This window comes from Paenibacillus sp. J22R67 (genome assembly GCF_059692175.1).
Window position 1 is genome coordinate 13,216 of sequence record NZ_JCAUAX010000009.1, and the last position, 14,500, is coordinate 27,715.

16 protein-coding genes and 1 tRNA gene are annotated in these 14,500 nt (G+C 40.8%); 16 read left to right on the top strand and 1 reads right to left on the bottom strand.

Annotation, left to right across the window (positions count from 1 at the left end; translation table 11 throughout):
- Positions 1-13 precede the first annotated feature (13 nt).
- The 8 genes from mnmE to AC58VC_RS27425 all read left to right on the top strand — a co-directional run bounded on the left by mnmE (position 14) and on the right by AC58VC_RS27425 (position 8,682).
- Positions 14-1,390 (top strand): tRNA uridine-5-carboxymethylaminomethyl(34) synthesis GTPase MnmE, encoded by a 1,377-nt coding sequence (gene mnmE, locus AC58VC_RS27390; protein ID WP_497373341.1) that lies wholly within the window; start codon positions 14-16, stop codon positions 1,388-1,390.
- Positions 1,391-1,438: 48 nt separating this feature from the next.
- Entirely contained in the window at positions 1,439-3,331 is a 1,893-nt protein-coding gene (mnmG, locus tag AC58VC_RS27395; RefSeq protein WP_497373343.1) for a tRNA uridine-5-carboxymethylaminomethyl(34) synthesis enzyme MnmG, read from the top strand.
- A 3-nt stretch (positions 3,332-3,334) separates the two neighbouring features.
- Entirely contained in the window at positions 3,335-4,063 is a 729-nt protein-coding gene (rsmG, locus tag AC58VC_RS27400) for a 16S rRNA (guanine(527)-N(7))-methyltransferase RsmG (RefSeq protein WP_497373345.1), read from the top strand.
- Positions 4,064-4,307: 244 nt separating this feature from the next.
- Positions 4,308-5,126 (top strand): nucleoid occlusion protein, encoded by an 819-nt coding sequence (gene noc, locus AC58VC_RS27405; RefSeq protein ID WP_497373347.1) that lies wholly within the window; start codon positions 4,308-4,310, stop codon positions 5,124-5,126.
- A gap of 157 nt (positions 5,127-5,283) precedes the next feature.
- On the top strand, positions 5,284-6,042 hold the full coding sequence (locus tag AC58VC_RS27410) for a ParA family protein (protein WP_161406876.1): 759 nt from the start codon (positions 5,284-5,286) through the stop codon (positions 6,040-6,042).
- A complete protein-coding gene (locus tag AC58VC_RS27415) occupies positions 6,039-6,911 on the top strand; it encodes a ParB/RepB/Spo0J family partition protein (RefSeq protein ID WP_497373349.1) in 873 nt (290 codons plus the stop codon). The genes AC58VC_RS27410 and AC58VC_RS27415 overlap by 4 nt, the downstream gene beginning before the upstream one ends.
- Before the next feature lie 103 nt (positions 6,912-7,014).
- Positions 7,015-8,175 (top strand): aminotransferase class V-fold PLP-dependent enzyme, encoded by a 1,161-nt coding sequence (locus AC58VC_RS27420; RefSeq protein WP_497373351.1) that lies wholly within the window; start codon positions 7,015-7,017, stop codon positions 8,173-8,175.
- 15 nt (positions 8,176-8,190) lie between these two features.
- On the top strand, positions 8,191-8,682 hold the full coding sequence (locus AC58VC_RS27425) for a DUF4446 family protein (protein ID WP_497373353.1): 492 nt from the start codon (positions 8,191-8,193) through the stop codon (positions 8,680-8,682).
- On the opposite strand, the gene yyaC is transcribed toward AC58VC_RS27425, so the two are convergent.
- Positions 8,657-9,280, bottom strand: a complete 624-nt coding sequence (gene yyaC, locus AC58VC_RS27430; protein ID WP_497373355.1) for a spore protease YyaC — start codon at positions 9,278-9,280, stop codon at positions 8,657-8,659. The two genes, AC58VC_RS27425 and yyaC, sit on opposite strands and share 26 nt — an antisense overlap.
- 99 nt (positions 9,281-9,379) lie before the next feature.
- Here yyaC and AC58VC_RS27435 point away from each other — a divergent pair, with 99 nt between their 5' ends.
- The 8 genes from AC58VC_RS27435 (at position 9,380) to AC58VC_RS27470 (ending at position 14,490) form a co-directional block, all read left to right on the top strand.
- Positions 9,380-9,616 carry a putative Se/S carrier protein gene (locus AC58VC_RS27435; protein WP_127454124.1) on the top strand — a complete coding sequence of 79 codons (237 nt, stop codon included), beginning with the start codon at positions 9,380-9,382 and terminating at the stop codon, positions 9,614-9,616.
- Positions 9,617-9,634: 18 nt separating this feature from the next.
- On the top strand, positions 9,635-10,474 hold the full coding sequence (locus tag AC58VC_RS27440) for a mechanosensitive ion channel family protein (RefSeq protein WP_497373357.1): 840 nt from the start codon (positions 9,635-9,637) through the stop codon (positions 10,472-10,474).
- Positions 10,475-10,496: 22 nt separating this feature from the next.
- Positions 10,497-10,712, top strand: a complete 216-nt coding sequence (locus AC58VC_RS27445) for a DUF951 domain-containing protein (protein ID WP_315954342.1) — start codon at positions 10,497-10,499, stop codon at positions 10,710-10,712.
- 68 nt (positions 10,713-10,780) lie between these two features.
- Positions 10,781-10,868 (top strand) — tRNA-Ser (locus AC58VC_RS27450).
- 249 nt (positions 10,869-11,117) lie between these two features.
- Complete coding sequence (locus tag AC58VC_RS27455) at positions 11,118-11,555, top strand: hypothetical protein (protein ID WP_497373359.1); 438 nt, start codon at positions 11,118-11,120, stop codon at positions 11,553-11,555.
- Between the two features lie 164 nt (positions 11,556-11,719).
- Positions 11,720-12,961 carry a hypothetical protein gene (locus AC58VC_RS27460; protein WP_497373361.1) on the top strand — a complete coding sequence of 414 codons (1,242 nt, stop codon included), beginning with the start codon at positions 11,720-11,722 and terminating at the stop codon, positions 12,959-12,961.
- Positions 12,962-13,025: 64 nt separating this feature from the next.
- Positions 13,026-13,751 carry an ABC transporter ATP-binding protein gene (locus AC58VC_RS27465; protein WP_497373363.1) on the top strand — a complete coding sequence of 242 codons (726 nt, stop codon included), beginning with the start codon at positions 13,026-13,028 and terminating at the stop codon, positions 13,749-13,751.
- Positions 13,738-14,490 (top strand): ABC transporter permease, encoded by a 753-nt coding sequence (locus tag AC58VC_RS27470; RefSeq protein WP_497373365.1) that lies wholly within the window; start codon positions 13,738-13,740, stop codon positions 14,488-14,490. Before AC58VC_RS27465 ends, AC58VC_RS27470 begins: the two co-directional genes overlap by 14 nt.
- Positions 14,491-14,500 lie beyond the last annotated feature (10 nt).

Genomic DNA, 14,500 nt, shown 5'->3' on the forward strand with positions numbered 1-14,500 from the left:
AGGTGTAAATACTATGTTAAATGATACGATTGCTGCTATTTCTACGCCGCTCGGTGAGGGTGGGATAGCGGTTATTCGTGTGAGCGGGGATGAAGCAGTTCCACTGGTGGAGCGTGTTTTTCGCTCAAAAACGAAATTATCTGATGCTGAGACGCATACGGTACATTATGGATTCATTATAGAACCTGCTTCTGCCGAAAAGGTAGAGGAGGTTCTCGTTACTTTAATGAAAGCTCCGCGTTCTTTTACAATGGAAGATGTAGTCGAAGTTAGTTGTCACGGCGGCATTGTTTCTGTGAAAAAAGTGCTGGATTTATTGCTTCAGCAAGGAATACGATTGGCGGAACCTGGTGAATTCACGAAGCGAGCTTTCCTTAATGGTCGGATTGATTTGACACAAGCGGAAGCCGTTATCGACTTAATTCGTGCTAAATCGGACCGAGCTTTTAAAGTGGCATTAAAGCAGGTAGAAGGAAATTTGTCGAAGCAAATCAAACATTTGCGCTATGTGTTAGTAGAGTTAATGGCCCATGTGGAAGTTAATATTGATTACCCAGAGCATGATGTTGAAGAAATGACGAATGCTTTCATAAAGAGTAAGTGTGACACGGTAATGCTTGAAATTGACCGTCTTTTGGTGACCGCTGAGCAAGGTAAAATCCTACGTGAGGGTATTGAAACGGCCATCGTCGGCAGACCGAATGTAGGGAAGTCTTCGTTGTTGAATGAGTTGGCGCAGGAGAATCGGGCGATTGTAACCGATATTCCAGGAACAACTAGGGATGTCATTGAGGAATTTGTTAATGTTGGTGGTATCCCGCTCAAGTTGTTAGATACAGCGGGGATCCGGGAAACGACAGATATCGTGGAACAAATCGGAGTGGAGCGGTCGAAAACAGCTTTGGCTGAAGCAGATCTAATTTTACTGGTGTTGAATAGCAATGAAGAGCTTCAATTAGATGAGATCGTGCTGATGAAACAATTAGCTGAGAAACAAACAATTGTTATTTTGAATAAGATTGATTTAAGTCGAAAGTTAGATATTGATCAAGTGTTAAGTTATTTTCCACAGGAACGTATTGTTGAGTTATCTCTGATTGAGAATAAAGGTATTGATAATTTAGAAAAAGCGATTGCTGCAATTTTCTTTGAGGGTAAACTAGAGTCAAGTGATTTGACGTACGTCAGCAACGTTCGACATATATCATTGTTGAAGCAAGCAAAACGCTCGTTACACGATGCGCTTGAGGCTAACGAGCAATACGTGCCAATCGATATGATACAAATAGATATTCGAGCAGCTTGGGAGCAGCTTGGAGAGATTATTGGTGATTCTGTTGGAGAGTCGTTGATCGATCAAATTTTTACACAATTCTGCTTAGGTAAATGAAAACCGACAGCATTTTCGTTTTCATAAAAGAGGGAGGGACTTTGAACTATGGGATATCATGCAGGTGATTATGATGTTATTGTCATCGGCGCCGGACATGCAGGTTGCGAATCTGCTCTGGCTTCTGCCCGGATGGGCTGTAATACACTACTTTTAACAATTAATTTGGATATGGTTGCTTTCATGCCATGCAATCCATCTATTGGTGGTCCTGCAAAGGGCCACGTTGTTCGGGAAATCGACGCGATCGGTGGCGAAATGGGTCGTAACATCGACAAAACCTATATTCAAATGCGTATGTTGAATACAGGCAAAGGTCCAGCTGTGCATGCACTTCGCGCACAAGCCGACAAATTTTCGTATCAGCACAAAATGAAAGAAACCATTGAAGCAACGCCAAACTTAACGTTACGTCAAGGTATGGCTGAAGAACTCATCGTTGAAGATGGAACAATCAAAGGTGTTATTACAAAAACAGGCGCTGAGTATTATGCGAAAGCAATTGTTCTTACAACGGGAACTTACCTAAGAGGAAAAGTTATCATGGGCGAGCTAATGTACGAGAGCGGACCGAACAACCAACAACCTTCTGTGAAGCTTTCCGAATCTTTGCGTAAATTAGGTTTTGATCTCGTTCGTTTCAAAACGGGAACTCCGCCGCGTGTTCATAAAGATTCTATCGATTTTAGCAAAACGGAAATTCAGCCTGGTGATGATGAGCCTAAGTTTTTCTCTTTTGAAACCAAATCAGGTTCTCCTAATGAACAATTGCCTTGTTGGTTAACGTATACGTCTGAAGAAACACATAACATTATTAACTCCAATTTGCACCGTGCTCCAATGTTTTCAGGAGCGATTGAAGGTACTGGGCCAAGATATTGCCCATCTATTGAAGATAAAATTGTTCGTTTTGCAGATAAGCCTAAGCATCAAATTTTCCTTGAACCAGAAGGCCGTAATACATCCGAATACTACGTACAAGGTTTATCTACAAGTATGCCGGAGGATGTACAGCTAGGCATTCTTCGCTCAATTCCTGGTCTTGAAAAAGTGGAAATGATGCGTACCGGTTATGCCATTGAGTATGATGCGGTTGTTCCTACACAATTGAAGCCTTCCTTGGAGACTAAGCTTGTTAACGGATTATTTACTGCTGGACAAATTAACGGAACCTCCGGATATGAGGAAGCAGCTGGGCAAGGGGTTATGGCTGGGATTAACGCGGCTCGTAAAGTTCAAGGCAAAGATGCGGTTGTATTGGATCGATCCGAAGGGTACATTGGTGTTCTTATTGATGATCTAGTTACTAAAGGGACGAATGAACCATATCGTCTATTAACTTCTCGTGCTGAATATCGTTTGCTGCTTCGCCACGATAATGCTGATTTACGTCTAACACCAATTGGTCACGATATTGGGTTAATTTCTGAGGAGCGTTATGCGACGTTTTTGAAGAAAAAAGCATTAGTGGATCAAGAAATTGAACGTTTGAATACAGATAAAATCAGACCTGAGCCGCATGTTCAACAGCTTCTGGAAAGCTTGGAAAGTGTGATCTTGAATAATTCGGTCCCAGCGATCGGACTGCTTCGTCGTCCTGAAATTGAATATAAGCATATTGAGCAAATGTCGCCTTCACCACTTGAATTGGATGATGAGATGAAGGAACAGGTCGAGATTCAAGTGAAATATGCTGGTTATATTGAGAAACAGAGTAATCAAGTAGAGCGTCTGCGTAAAATGGAAAAGAAAAAGATTCCGGATGATATTGAATATAGTGAAATTCATGGAATTGCAACGGAAGCTAAGCAAAAGCTAGCTAAGATCCGTCCGATCTCAATTGGTCAAGCATCACGTATTGCGGGCGTTACACCATCGGATATTTCTATCCTTCTTGTATATTTGGAACACTATAACAGAGTCACGGCGGCTAGAGGTTAACATATGGATGCTATTCAACAACAATTTGTTCAGCTTTTAGAAGAAAAACAGATAAATCTTTCTACTCTACAATTGGAACAATTCGAGCTGTACTTTAAGACACTTGTAGAGTGGAATGAGAAAATGAATCTAACAGGTATTACAGAGAGAGAGCAGGTATACGTAAAGCATTTCTATGACTCTCTTTCTGTTTCTTTTAATTATGATATGAGCAATGTATCTACGATTGCAGATATTGGCTCAGGTGCGGGGTTTCCTAGCATTCCTTTGAAAATCGCTTTTCCTCACCTGAAAGTAACGATCATTGATTCTTTGAATAAACGTATTTTGTTTTTAAAAGAGCTAGTATCACAACTAGGTTTATCTGATACAGAATGTGTTCATGGTAGAGCGGAGGATATTGCTAGATTACCTAAATATCGTGATCAGTTTGACCTCGTAACGGCTAGAGCTGTTGCAAAACTTCAAGTGTTGAACGAATTTTGTCTTCCTTTTGTAAAGAGGGATGGTACATTTATTGCTATGAAAGGTTCAGAGATTGAAGAGGAACTTAGCGAGTCTTCTTATAGTTTATCTGAGTTGAAGGGCAAAGTTATCAAAGTTCTTAAGATGCAGCTACCTATAGAGGAGTCGTCGAGGCATTTTGTAGAAATTAAAAAGCTCGCTGCAACACCAGCTAAGTATCCTAGAAAGGCTGGAATTCCACTGAAAGAGCCGCTTGTAAAGCATTGAAAATGTTCCACGTGAAACATTATTCATTTAAGTTTCACAATTGCTATAAGCAGGAAATCTAGCTTCGATGAAGAATATATAATAGTAAGAATCTATTCTATTTGTAGTGAGTTTATGTGATTGCACTTGTCATACTTCGCCGTATTCTTGACAAGCGTTTTCGTTCTGTAGGACGAAGAGGTCGTCTATCTTTGGATCGTAATGGTCGCTTAAACTACGGGAAGAGTTGGTGGTAGGGTTTCCTATGAAAGAACAAATTTCAAAGCTATTTGGACTTGCTGATCGTTCGTCGACGGATGAGGTCAAAAACATACCAGTTAATACTATAATTCCAAGTCCATATCAACCTAGAACCTTATTTGATGATGATCGTATTGATGAATTGTGCCAAACGATTCGAACGCATGGTGTTATTCAGCCAATCGTTGTCAGAGTCAAAAACAATACATTCGAGCTCATTGCCGGAGAACGACGCTTAAGAGCTGTTAAGAAACTCGGTCTTGATACAATTCCTGCTATTGTGAGAGATTTCAATGATTCTCAAGCTGCTTCCATTGCTCTTATCGAGAATCTGCAGCGTGAAGGATTAACCGCAATCGAAGAGGCTGCTGCCTATCAACAGTTGATAGAGATGCACGATTTAACGCAAGAGAGCTTGGCGCAGCGTTTAGGCAAGAGCCAATCAACGATTGCGAATAAGATACGCCTTTTAAATTTAAGCGAACCTGTTAAGATGGCTTTAATGGAGCGGAAGATCACAGAACGTCATGCTAGGGCTTTGCTTTCTTTGGATCAAGAAGAAATGCAAGTAAAGATTCTTGAAGAGGTCATTGCTAAAGAGCTGAATGTTAAGCAAACAGAGATTAAGATTAACTTTTTAAAGGAAGCAACCAAGATTAAAAAGTCACGTCGTGTATCTTTCTCCAAAGATGTTCGACTTGCTTTAAACACCATTCGCCAATCCGTTGAAATGGTTACAAGTTCAGGCTTGAATATAAACACGTCTGAGAAGGATCATGAGGATCACTACGAAATCATAATTAAGATACCTAAAAATAATTGAGCATTTATTGCTACCTTAAACGGCGCAAGCCGTTTTTTTGCATCTTATGGGATAAAACTATCAAATATAGATAAGGTAACTGAATGATAGATATGTTAAGATAGATATACTGCTTTAGTAGGGCATTTGGAACATAAGCGATTGAGGTGAAATGGGTTTGTCTAAAATTATAGCAATAACGAATCAGAAGGGTGGCGTCGGCAAGACGACAACTTCTGTGAATTTGGGTGCTTCCTTAGCTTCATTAGGGAAGAGAGTGCTTCTCGTTGACATCGATCCACAGGGGAATACGACTAGTGGTATCGGTATTAACAAGGCCGATGTCGTGAATTGCATCTATGATGTGCTTATTAACGATGTTCACCCCAAAGATGCAACAGTGGATACGAACGTTCCAAATCTTAAAATTGTACCTGCGACAATTCAACTAGCAGGAGCTGAGATTGAACTTGTTCCAACAATCTCAAGGGAAGTACGTTTGAAAAAGTCTTTGCAACTTGTTAAACATATGTATGATTATATCCTTATTGATTGTCCACCATCATTAGGTCTTCTTACAATTAATTCTTTGACTGCTGCAGATTCTGTTATCATTCCAATTCAATGTGAATACTACGCGCTTGAAGGATTAAGCCAACTGCTTAATACAGTTCGTTTGGTCCAAAAGCATCTTAATACAGGGCTTCAAATTGAAGGTGTTTTATTGACGATGTTTGATGCTAGAACAAACCTTGGCATTCAAGTAATTGAGGAAGTTAAGAAATATTTCCAGACAAAAGTATATCAAACGATTATCCCGCGGAACGTTCGCTTAAGCGAAGCTCCCAGTCATGGACAATCGATTATTACTTATGATCCTAGATCAAAAGGCGCGGAAGTGTATTTAGAGCTTGCGAAGGAAGTGATCTCGATATGACCAAAGGCCTAAACAAAGGTTTAGGTAAAGGGCTGGATGCTTTAATTACATCATTACATATTGATGAAAGCGATAAAGTTATTCAGATTCCTTTAGCACAATTGAGAGCTAACCCTTATCAACCTAGAAAGCATTTTAACGAAGATAGTATTAAAGAGTTAGCTGATTCGATTAGGGAACATGGTGTCATCCAACCTATTATCGTTCGTAAAGTACTTAAAGGGTATGAAATCATTGCCGGTGAGCGAAGATTCCGAGCTTCTCAGGTAACGGGAATTGCAACGATTCCAGCAGTCGAAAGAAACTTCACAGACCAACAGGTCATGGAAATTGCTTTGATTGAGAATGTTCAACGGGAAGATCTAAACGCGATGGAGATTGCTTTTGCTTATCAAGGTATTATTGATCAGTTCTCGTTAACGCAAGAAGAGCTTTCTGCAAAGGTCGGAAAGAGCCGTTCACATATCGCGAACTTCCTTAGACTTCTTCAATTGCCAGAAGCAATCAAACAATATGTTTCACGTGGAACATTATCCATGGGTCACGCAAGAGCCATTGTTGGTGTCAAAGATGACAAGATTAAAAAAGAACTTGCTGAAACCGCCATAAGTAAACAATGGAGCGTTCGTGAACTTGAAGAAGCAGTGAAAATGTTAGAAGAGCCGCAAGGTCAGGATAAAGAAAAAACGAAGCAAAAAGAAAAGAATAGAGATCCCTACATCAACCAAGCTGAGGATCAATTAAGAGATATTTATCGAACAACGGTGAAAATCAAGAGTCAGCAGGATAAGGGCAAAATTGAACTTCTCTACTATTCAAAAGACGATTTGAATCGTCTGCTAGAATTGCTTCAAGGTAAAATCTCTTAAAAATTAGATAGCATACCGATGGTTTTCTTTCGAACAGAAAGATCAAACTAAGGTATGCTATATTTATGAGTGGAATTCTGAATCCGTAGGAGAGGGTGATACTATGAAGGGTGTCATGTATTTTGATCAAGCAGCTTCATCGTGGCCAAAGCCACCGGCAGTTATGGATGCGATGATGACTTGCATGCAAGATTATGCTGCTAACCCAGGACGGGGAAGCCATCAGATGGCGGTTAAAGCAAGTCGGGCATTGTTTGAAACTAGAAAAAATTTAGCTCGCTTATTTGGGATAAAAAACCCGAACGATCTGTCATTCGCATTAAATACAACACATGCGCTGAACCAAGCGATCAAAGGATTTGTAAAACCTGGCGATCACGTCATCTGCACAAATATTGAACATAACTCCGTACGCAGACCTTTGGAATATTTGAAAGCTACGGCTGGAATAGAACTTACCTATATTCGTAACGATGAAGAGGGAAATATCCATCTCGATGATTTCAAAAAGGCATTACGACCAAATACATCACTCGTAGTTGTCAATCATAGTTCTAACTTATTAGGAACTATTATGCCTGTTGCTGAGATCGGTGAATTATGTCGTACACATGGCGTTAAGCTGCTTGTAGACGCGGCTCAGAGCGCTGGTATACTGCCTATTCACGTAGGAGATATGCATATTGATATGTTGGCTTTCCCGGGTCACAAAGGGCTTCTAGGGCCTCAGGGGACGGGTGGGCTATATATCCATCCTGACATTGATTTGGAGCCGTTCATGCATGGTGGGACAGGCAGTCAATCAGAGGCTATTCATCAACCAACGGTAAGGCCTGATCGGTATGAGGCAGGAACACAAAACACGGTTGGGATTGCTGGATTAAACGAGGGCGTAAAATTCGTCATGGCGGAAACGATTGAGAAAATCCACGCAAAAGAGTGGCGTCAAACGCAAATGCTGATGGAAGGTTTACTGGGAATTGAAGGAGTCACGATTCTTGGCCCAGCTCTTGGACAAAATAAAACAGGGATTGTTTCCTTTAATATTAATAACGCAGATTCATCGGAAGTCGCATTTATTTTGGATCAATCTTTTCAAATTGCTGTACGATCTGGCTATCATTGTACGCCGCTTGCCCATGAGTCGGCAGGCACACTATCCAAGGGAGCTGTAAGATCAAGTATAGGTTATTTTACAACGGACGAAGAAGTGGATGCTCTTATATATGCAGTCAAAGAGATCCAATCGCAGTATGCTAAGTAGAAAGAGGGATCAACCATGGGGGAACTGTTCGGATTGAATGGCAATTTTGTCGTATTAGTTATTTTGGCATTAATTTTAGTTTTATTCATTTTCGTTATCATTCTTTCGGTAAAATTATCATCTTTGCGTAAACGATACACACAAATGATGAATGGTTCAAGCTCAGATAATATGGAGCAACTCCTTATTGACATGCAGGAAGCAATCAATGAGCAAAAGGCCGAGTCAGCAATGACGTCAGCCCAGGTTGATACAATTCGCCAATCCCTAACGAAGATGAAGTCCAAAGTAGCGATTCACCGATATAACGCCTTCAATGATGGAGGTAGTAACCTGAGCTTCACGATTGCCATATTGGATGATTCCCAAGATGGTGTGGTTTTAACTGGAATACATAGTAGAGAGCAAATGTACTTGTATGCGAAGCCGATTCATAATGGACAATCTACTTACACGTTAAGTCCAGAAGAGAAAGAGGCTATTAATCAATCTGTAAAGCCGTCTTAGCACTTGGTGCATAAGCTTGCGTACGACGCAAAGCAGAGTGGAGAGCATCGCCAATAACGTTAGCCATGTTCATAACGAGGCTGAGCCGTGTATTTTGCAGGACGAAATATTCCATGAATCCGCCTACGTTAACGATCCCAGTCACATGAATATTGCCAACGGGAGGAAGATCTTTGTTAACGCCAGCACCAGGCTTAAGCGGACCATCAGCAACCTGAATACAGCCTACGCTGGATACTTGGCCCAAACAAGCATCTACGGCAACGATGAAAGGGTTATCGAATTGTCGTTGAATTTTATCAACGGTTTCTGATAAGTTCATGGCATGGACAGGTTCATCTAAAGTACCGAATAAATGAAGGTTACGAAGATTGGTCGTACGGTTCAAATGTGAGCCAACTAACGGACCAAGCGAATCTCCTGTAGAACGGTCAGTACCCACACAGATGACAACGATAGGTTGATAGTTTGGTAGCTTGCTAAAAATGGATTGCAAATGCTTAGAGAGAAGAAAAGGGGTATCGGCGTCTGTGTGCTGAATTTTGAGTGGGGTCAGTTCCGTGTCTTTCATTCCGTCGAAACCAATTTGGAATTTCATCATATCCCTCCAAAGTACTTCTTCTTTTTTTACTAGTATATGGATAGATAGAGACATTTATACGTAGGAGAGGAGGGATTTTCCTTGAATATTTCCGTTATGTTGTTAGCCTTCGATTCTACGCAGCAGGCCCTGCGTGCCGAAATGCTGCTAGAGTATGCGGATATAGAAATCGACATCAGACCTACTCCAAAAGAAATTACAGCTGGCTGTGCCCTTTCTATTGAATTCCCAGGTGAAAATCTAGTACAAGTTCAAGAGATTATTGAATCTGAGAACGTAGAAATCAGAGGCATCTATTTTAAAAAAGAAGATAAATATGTTACCATGGAATGAAAAAAGGAGGTCTAAACCGTGGCCTTTATTACGAAGTATTTCACGGATTTGATGAACTGGATTCGAGAACATTTATCGAAACCTGAAATGCTAGCCTCACTATTTTGGATTATCGTAAAAATTATTCTTATTTATATTGTTGCTAAAGTATGTATCAAAATAGCAGATAAAACGATTGCTCATATGATAGCTGCTAGAGACAAGTCGCCACTGAAATTTGATAGACGTAGAACGAATACGATCGGAAGCCTTATACATAATTTAATAGCCTATACGGTGAATCTCATCTGTATCATGTTGATCCTTGGACAAGTTGGCTTGAATCTTGGACCTTTGCTTGCCGGGGCAGGTGTGCTTGGATTAGCGATAGGTTTCGGAGCTCAGAGTTTGGTGAAAGATGTTATTACTGGCTTCTTCATCATTTTTGAGGATCAGTTTGGCGTAGGGGATGTCATTCAGATTGATTCGTTTAAAGGGACTGTTGAGGAGATTGGTATTAGGGTCACCAGGATTAAAAGTTGGACGGGTGAAGTTCATATCATTCCGAACGGAAATATCAAACAGGTCACCAATTTTTCTACGTACAATTCGTTGGCCGTTGTCGATGTGACGATTCCGCATCACATGAATATTGATGATGCTACGCAAATTCTCAAAGACACGGTTAAGCATGTGCAAGAACTTACTGAGGACATTGTGAAGCAGCCCGAAGTACTTGGTGTTCAAGTGGTGGGTACGACGGACCTGAAAATTCGAATTATTGCAGAGTGTAAGCCAACCCGACAATTTAATGTTACGAGACTTTTGAACATAGAAATTAAGAAGAGACTCGATAGTGTGCAAATTGAAACGATGTAGTTGAAAAGGCGGTTGCGGACGTATGGAGAAAAAGCAGTATCAACTTGGCGATATTGTGCAAATGAAAAAGCCCCATCCGTGTGGCACCAATGAAATGGAAATCATACGGATGGGGATGGATATTAGAATTAAGTGTGTGGGTTGTAAACACAGTGTTCTTGTACCAAGAACGAAGTTCGAAAGTAAGCTGAAAAAGGTGCTTCGATCCAACGCAGAGAAAGAGGAAGAATCCTCATAAAAACGCTGTAGAAAAGCACTTGCGAGAGTAAGGATTTTTTGATATAATGAATCCTGTTCTCGCGTTTTGGAAAGGTACCCAAGAGGCCCAAGGGGGCTGACTCGAAATCAGCTAGGCGTCGCGAGGCGTGCGTGGGTTCGAATCCCACTCTTTCCGTACAAGCTGTTACTAGCTAAGGAATGAGAGTCTCCTGCATTTGCAGGAGGCTTTTTTATTTATCCATGCCCGAATAAATGCCAATATTTGAGTTCCACGTGAAACATTTTTAGAGCTTTTTACGTCTATAAGGGCGTAGAAGGCTTTTTTGCTTTCAGTCCTTTGTCTATCCTATAGGGATAAAAAGGCTAAAAGAACAGCAAAATATTCTCATATCTATGTATCGGCAACATGAAGGAGGTAAGCGTAATGAGAAGTTGGTTAATGATATTTCTGGTACTAGCTGTAGTGGCCACAGGATGCGCTAAAAAGAACGAAGAGAGTGCATCGCCTAGCCCAACAACAACAGCGACCGTAGCGCCTTCCACAGGGGCTTCAGCAACGCCTGGAGCTACAAGTGGGACAGGCGGTGGAACAACCGCCACAGCGACGCCAGCGACTGGTGGCAAGGATACGACAAAGGATGAGCCGCTTCCTCAGATAACGAAGGAGCAAGCTGATAAGATAAGCATGACAAGCACCTACGATGATTTGGTGAAGCAGACAGGAGCTAAAGGCAAGTTGGTTAAAGAGGAGAATGGTAAGAAAACATATGATTTCGCCATTTCTAATCAGCCAGGCTACATTGCGGAAATCGTTTATTTTGCAGATGGGAAGATATCTGAGAAGAAGGTATATAGGCAATAAATCAGGTCGTGCAGCGTGATAGCTGTACGGCTTTTTTTAATAATACTAGCAATGAAAAGAGTTTATACTTTGTTAATAATCCATTTAGATGGATTCAATAAGGTTATATTAAAATAAGTAGTAAGGAAACGTTTCCCGTAAAATGTTTTTAAAGGAGAAAAGTGATGAAACTTAGCAAAAAATCCGTTACCGTACTGTCATTCACGATTGGAGCATGCTTATTCGTATCCACGGCATTCGCCGATACGCTGCTTGGATCGGGGTATGACCGTTTAAAAGGTTCAGCAAAAACTACAGCAAGCATGATGGATAAAGATATGAAGAACTACACCCTTGAAGCGCTGTATACGTTGAAAGATAACGACAAAACCTTACTTCAAGGCTCAACGTCCAAAAAGATGGATACTGAAAAACAAATGACGGAAGAAAATACAGCCACAAAAAATGAAGATGGGGAAACAACATCAAGATACTATTATTCAGACATAAAGAATTCAGTTAGTAAAACGGGTACGGACAATACTTACTATGTAACGGAATATCCGGCTAAGGTGAACAAAAACAATCCAGCCAACTTCGATAATCCATTTGAAGAGAAGGGCGCGGCTGAGATCGAAAAGATCGTTGACGCGGTGGTTGGCGGATTGAAAGATTATGTGCAAGTGGAGGAAGGGCCTGAAGGTGGAAAAGTATATTCGGGCAGCTTGTCTGAAACTCAGGTGCCAGCCATTCTGAATGCTGTTTCTTCCTTTGGCATCAAGCAGATGCTGAACGATGAGTCCGATTTACCAGAGATAGAGAGCGATGTTTTTGTGAAAAAAGTGGTAGGTTCAGCTATTGAAAATAAAGCTGGCTACCTGGAGAATGTAACAGGCGATATCACACTTTCAGGAAAAGATAAGAACGGTGTTCAACACGACTTGAACCTGAATGTCATTGTAAAACTTTCGGAGGTTGGTAATACGAAAATTGCCATGCCTGATCTAACTGGCGCAAAAGTCGAAAAGGTTAGCTACTCAAATGGATTAAGCAGTAAGTATGTAGGGGCATATAAAAATGATATCGTCATGGAGAAAGACGGTAAGTTCGTGAAAATCGGCGAGAGAATGGTCGAAATCACAAGCGTTGACAACGATAAAGTAAAAGGCAAATTCTCCGAAACCATTGTTCCGGGTTATGAGAGCCTGTATCCGAATAAAGATAACTTTGAATTTGAATACGATTCTGCGGATTCCTCGACTTTCACTTACAAAGATGCAAAAGGTGAAGAGAAGAACGGATCGATTTATCAAAGCGCTCCAGGTAAGATTCATTTCCAAATAAATCTTGAGATTATTGATAAAAACTCGTACAAATCCGATGCCAAACCATATTACGATGGAGAATTTAACCGCATATTCGAATAGAACAGAGAGGTTCAGGAGGCTGCTAATGCGGCTTCCTGAGCGTTTTTTGGGGAGATGATAGAAATTGACAGTCAAGGCGATTGAAATAAGCGGATTAACCAAGTCATTCAAAAATGGCCGGGGGATCGCAGAATTAAACTTAGAAGTTGATCAAGGCGATGTATTCGGATTTCTAGGGCCAAATGGTGCGGGGAAGACGACGGCTATGAAAATGATAACTGGGCTCATGAAGCCAGACCGTGGTGATGTAAAAATTTTTGGTGCCAGTATTTCTGAAGACTATGTGAATGCCATGAAGCATGTTGGTTGTATGATTGAAACAGCAGAGTCGTATCCCTATTTGACGGCTAACGAAAACCTGAAGCTATTCGCGAGGTTTTATCCGCATGTTGATCAGAAGAGAATCGATGAGTGTCTTGAAATCACAGGCATGTTGAAATATAAAAATGAGAAATCTCAAAAGTTTTCACTAGGGATGAAACAAAGGCTGGGAATAGCGGCTGCTATATTGTCGAAACCCAAGCTGTTGATATTGGACGAGCCCTTGAACGGGCTGGATGTTGAAGGGATGCTGGAGATGAGGAAATTGATCAAACAGCTTTCTCAGGAAGGCACGACATTCTTCATCTCAAGCCATTTGATTCATGATGTGGAACTGACGTGCACAAGAATAGGTATTATTTACGGGGGCAAGCTTGTAAACGTTGAATATACGCAGAATATACTCTCGTATTATTCTTCGCTTGAGAACTTTTTTGTTAGTGAGGTGGACAGGAATGGAAGGGTTTAAAGCCGCATTTATCAATGAATCCGTGAAGCTGCTGAAAAAGAAAAAAATGATGGCGGCTGCAATTTTGTCCATTCTTGCCGTTTTAGTCGGGCAAATCGCTGTAACAACAATCAAGCACGGGCTTGGATTACGGGTGGTAGGAAGCGTCGAGTTTCCTATAGTTGTTCTCTCCTTCATTACTTACACGCTTTTGCCGCTGTTTGCCATATTTGTGGCGATCGATATGTTTAACGGGGAATCCTCATCAAATACAATGAAAATTACACTTTTAAGACCAGTCTCCCGATTTGGAGTATTTAGTGCGAAGGTGTTAAATTTAGCTTTATTTATTGCGGGCAACCTCTTGTTTGTTATGATTCTTTCGTTATTGGCGGGATTCATATTTAATCCGTCGTCAGCTAGTTTGGCAGGGATCTTGAAGGTAGTTCTATCTTACGGATTAACCTTTTTCCCCGTATTTGTGTTTGCACTGATTGTTGTCCTTCTTTCCAATGTGATTCAAGGGGGACTAGCTGTATTTTTCCTCGCCATACTTGTGTTTATCATTTTTAATTCATTAGGCATTGTATTTTCATCCTACTCCAGCTTCTTCATTACCTCGATGTTTGATTGGTATACGTTATGGATATCAGAATCGATTAATGTGTTTAAAATATTCCGCCAGATTTTAATCATGTCAGGCTGTGGTATGATGTTATTTACAACAGGGTATTATTTGTTTGACAGAAAGGATATATAGAAAGGGATAC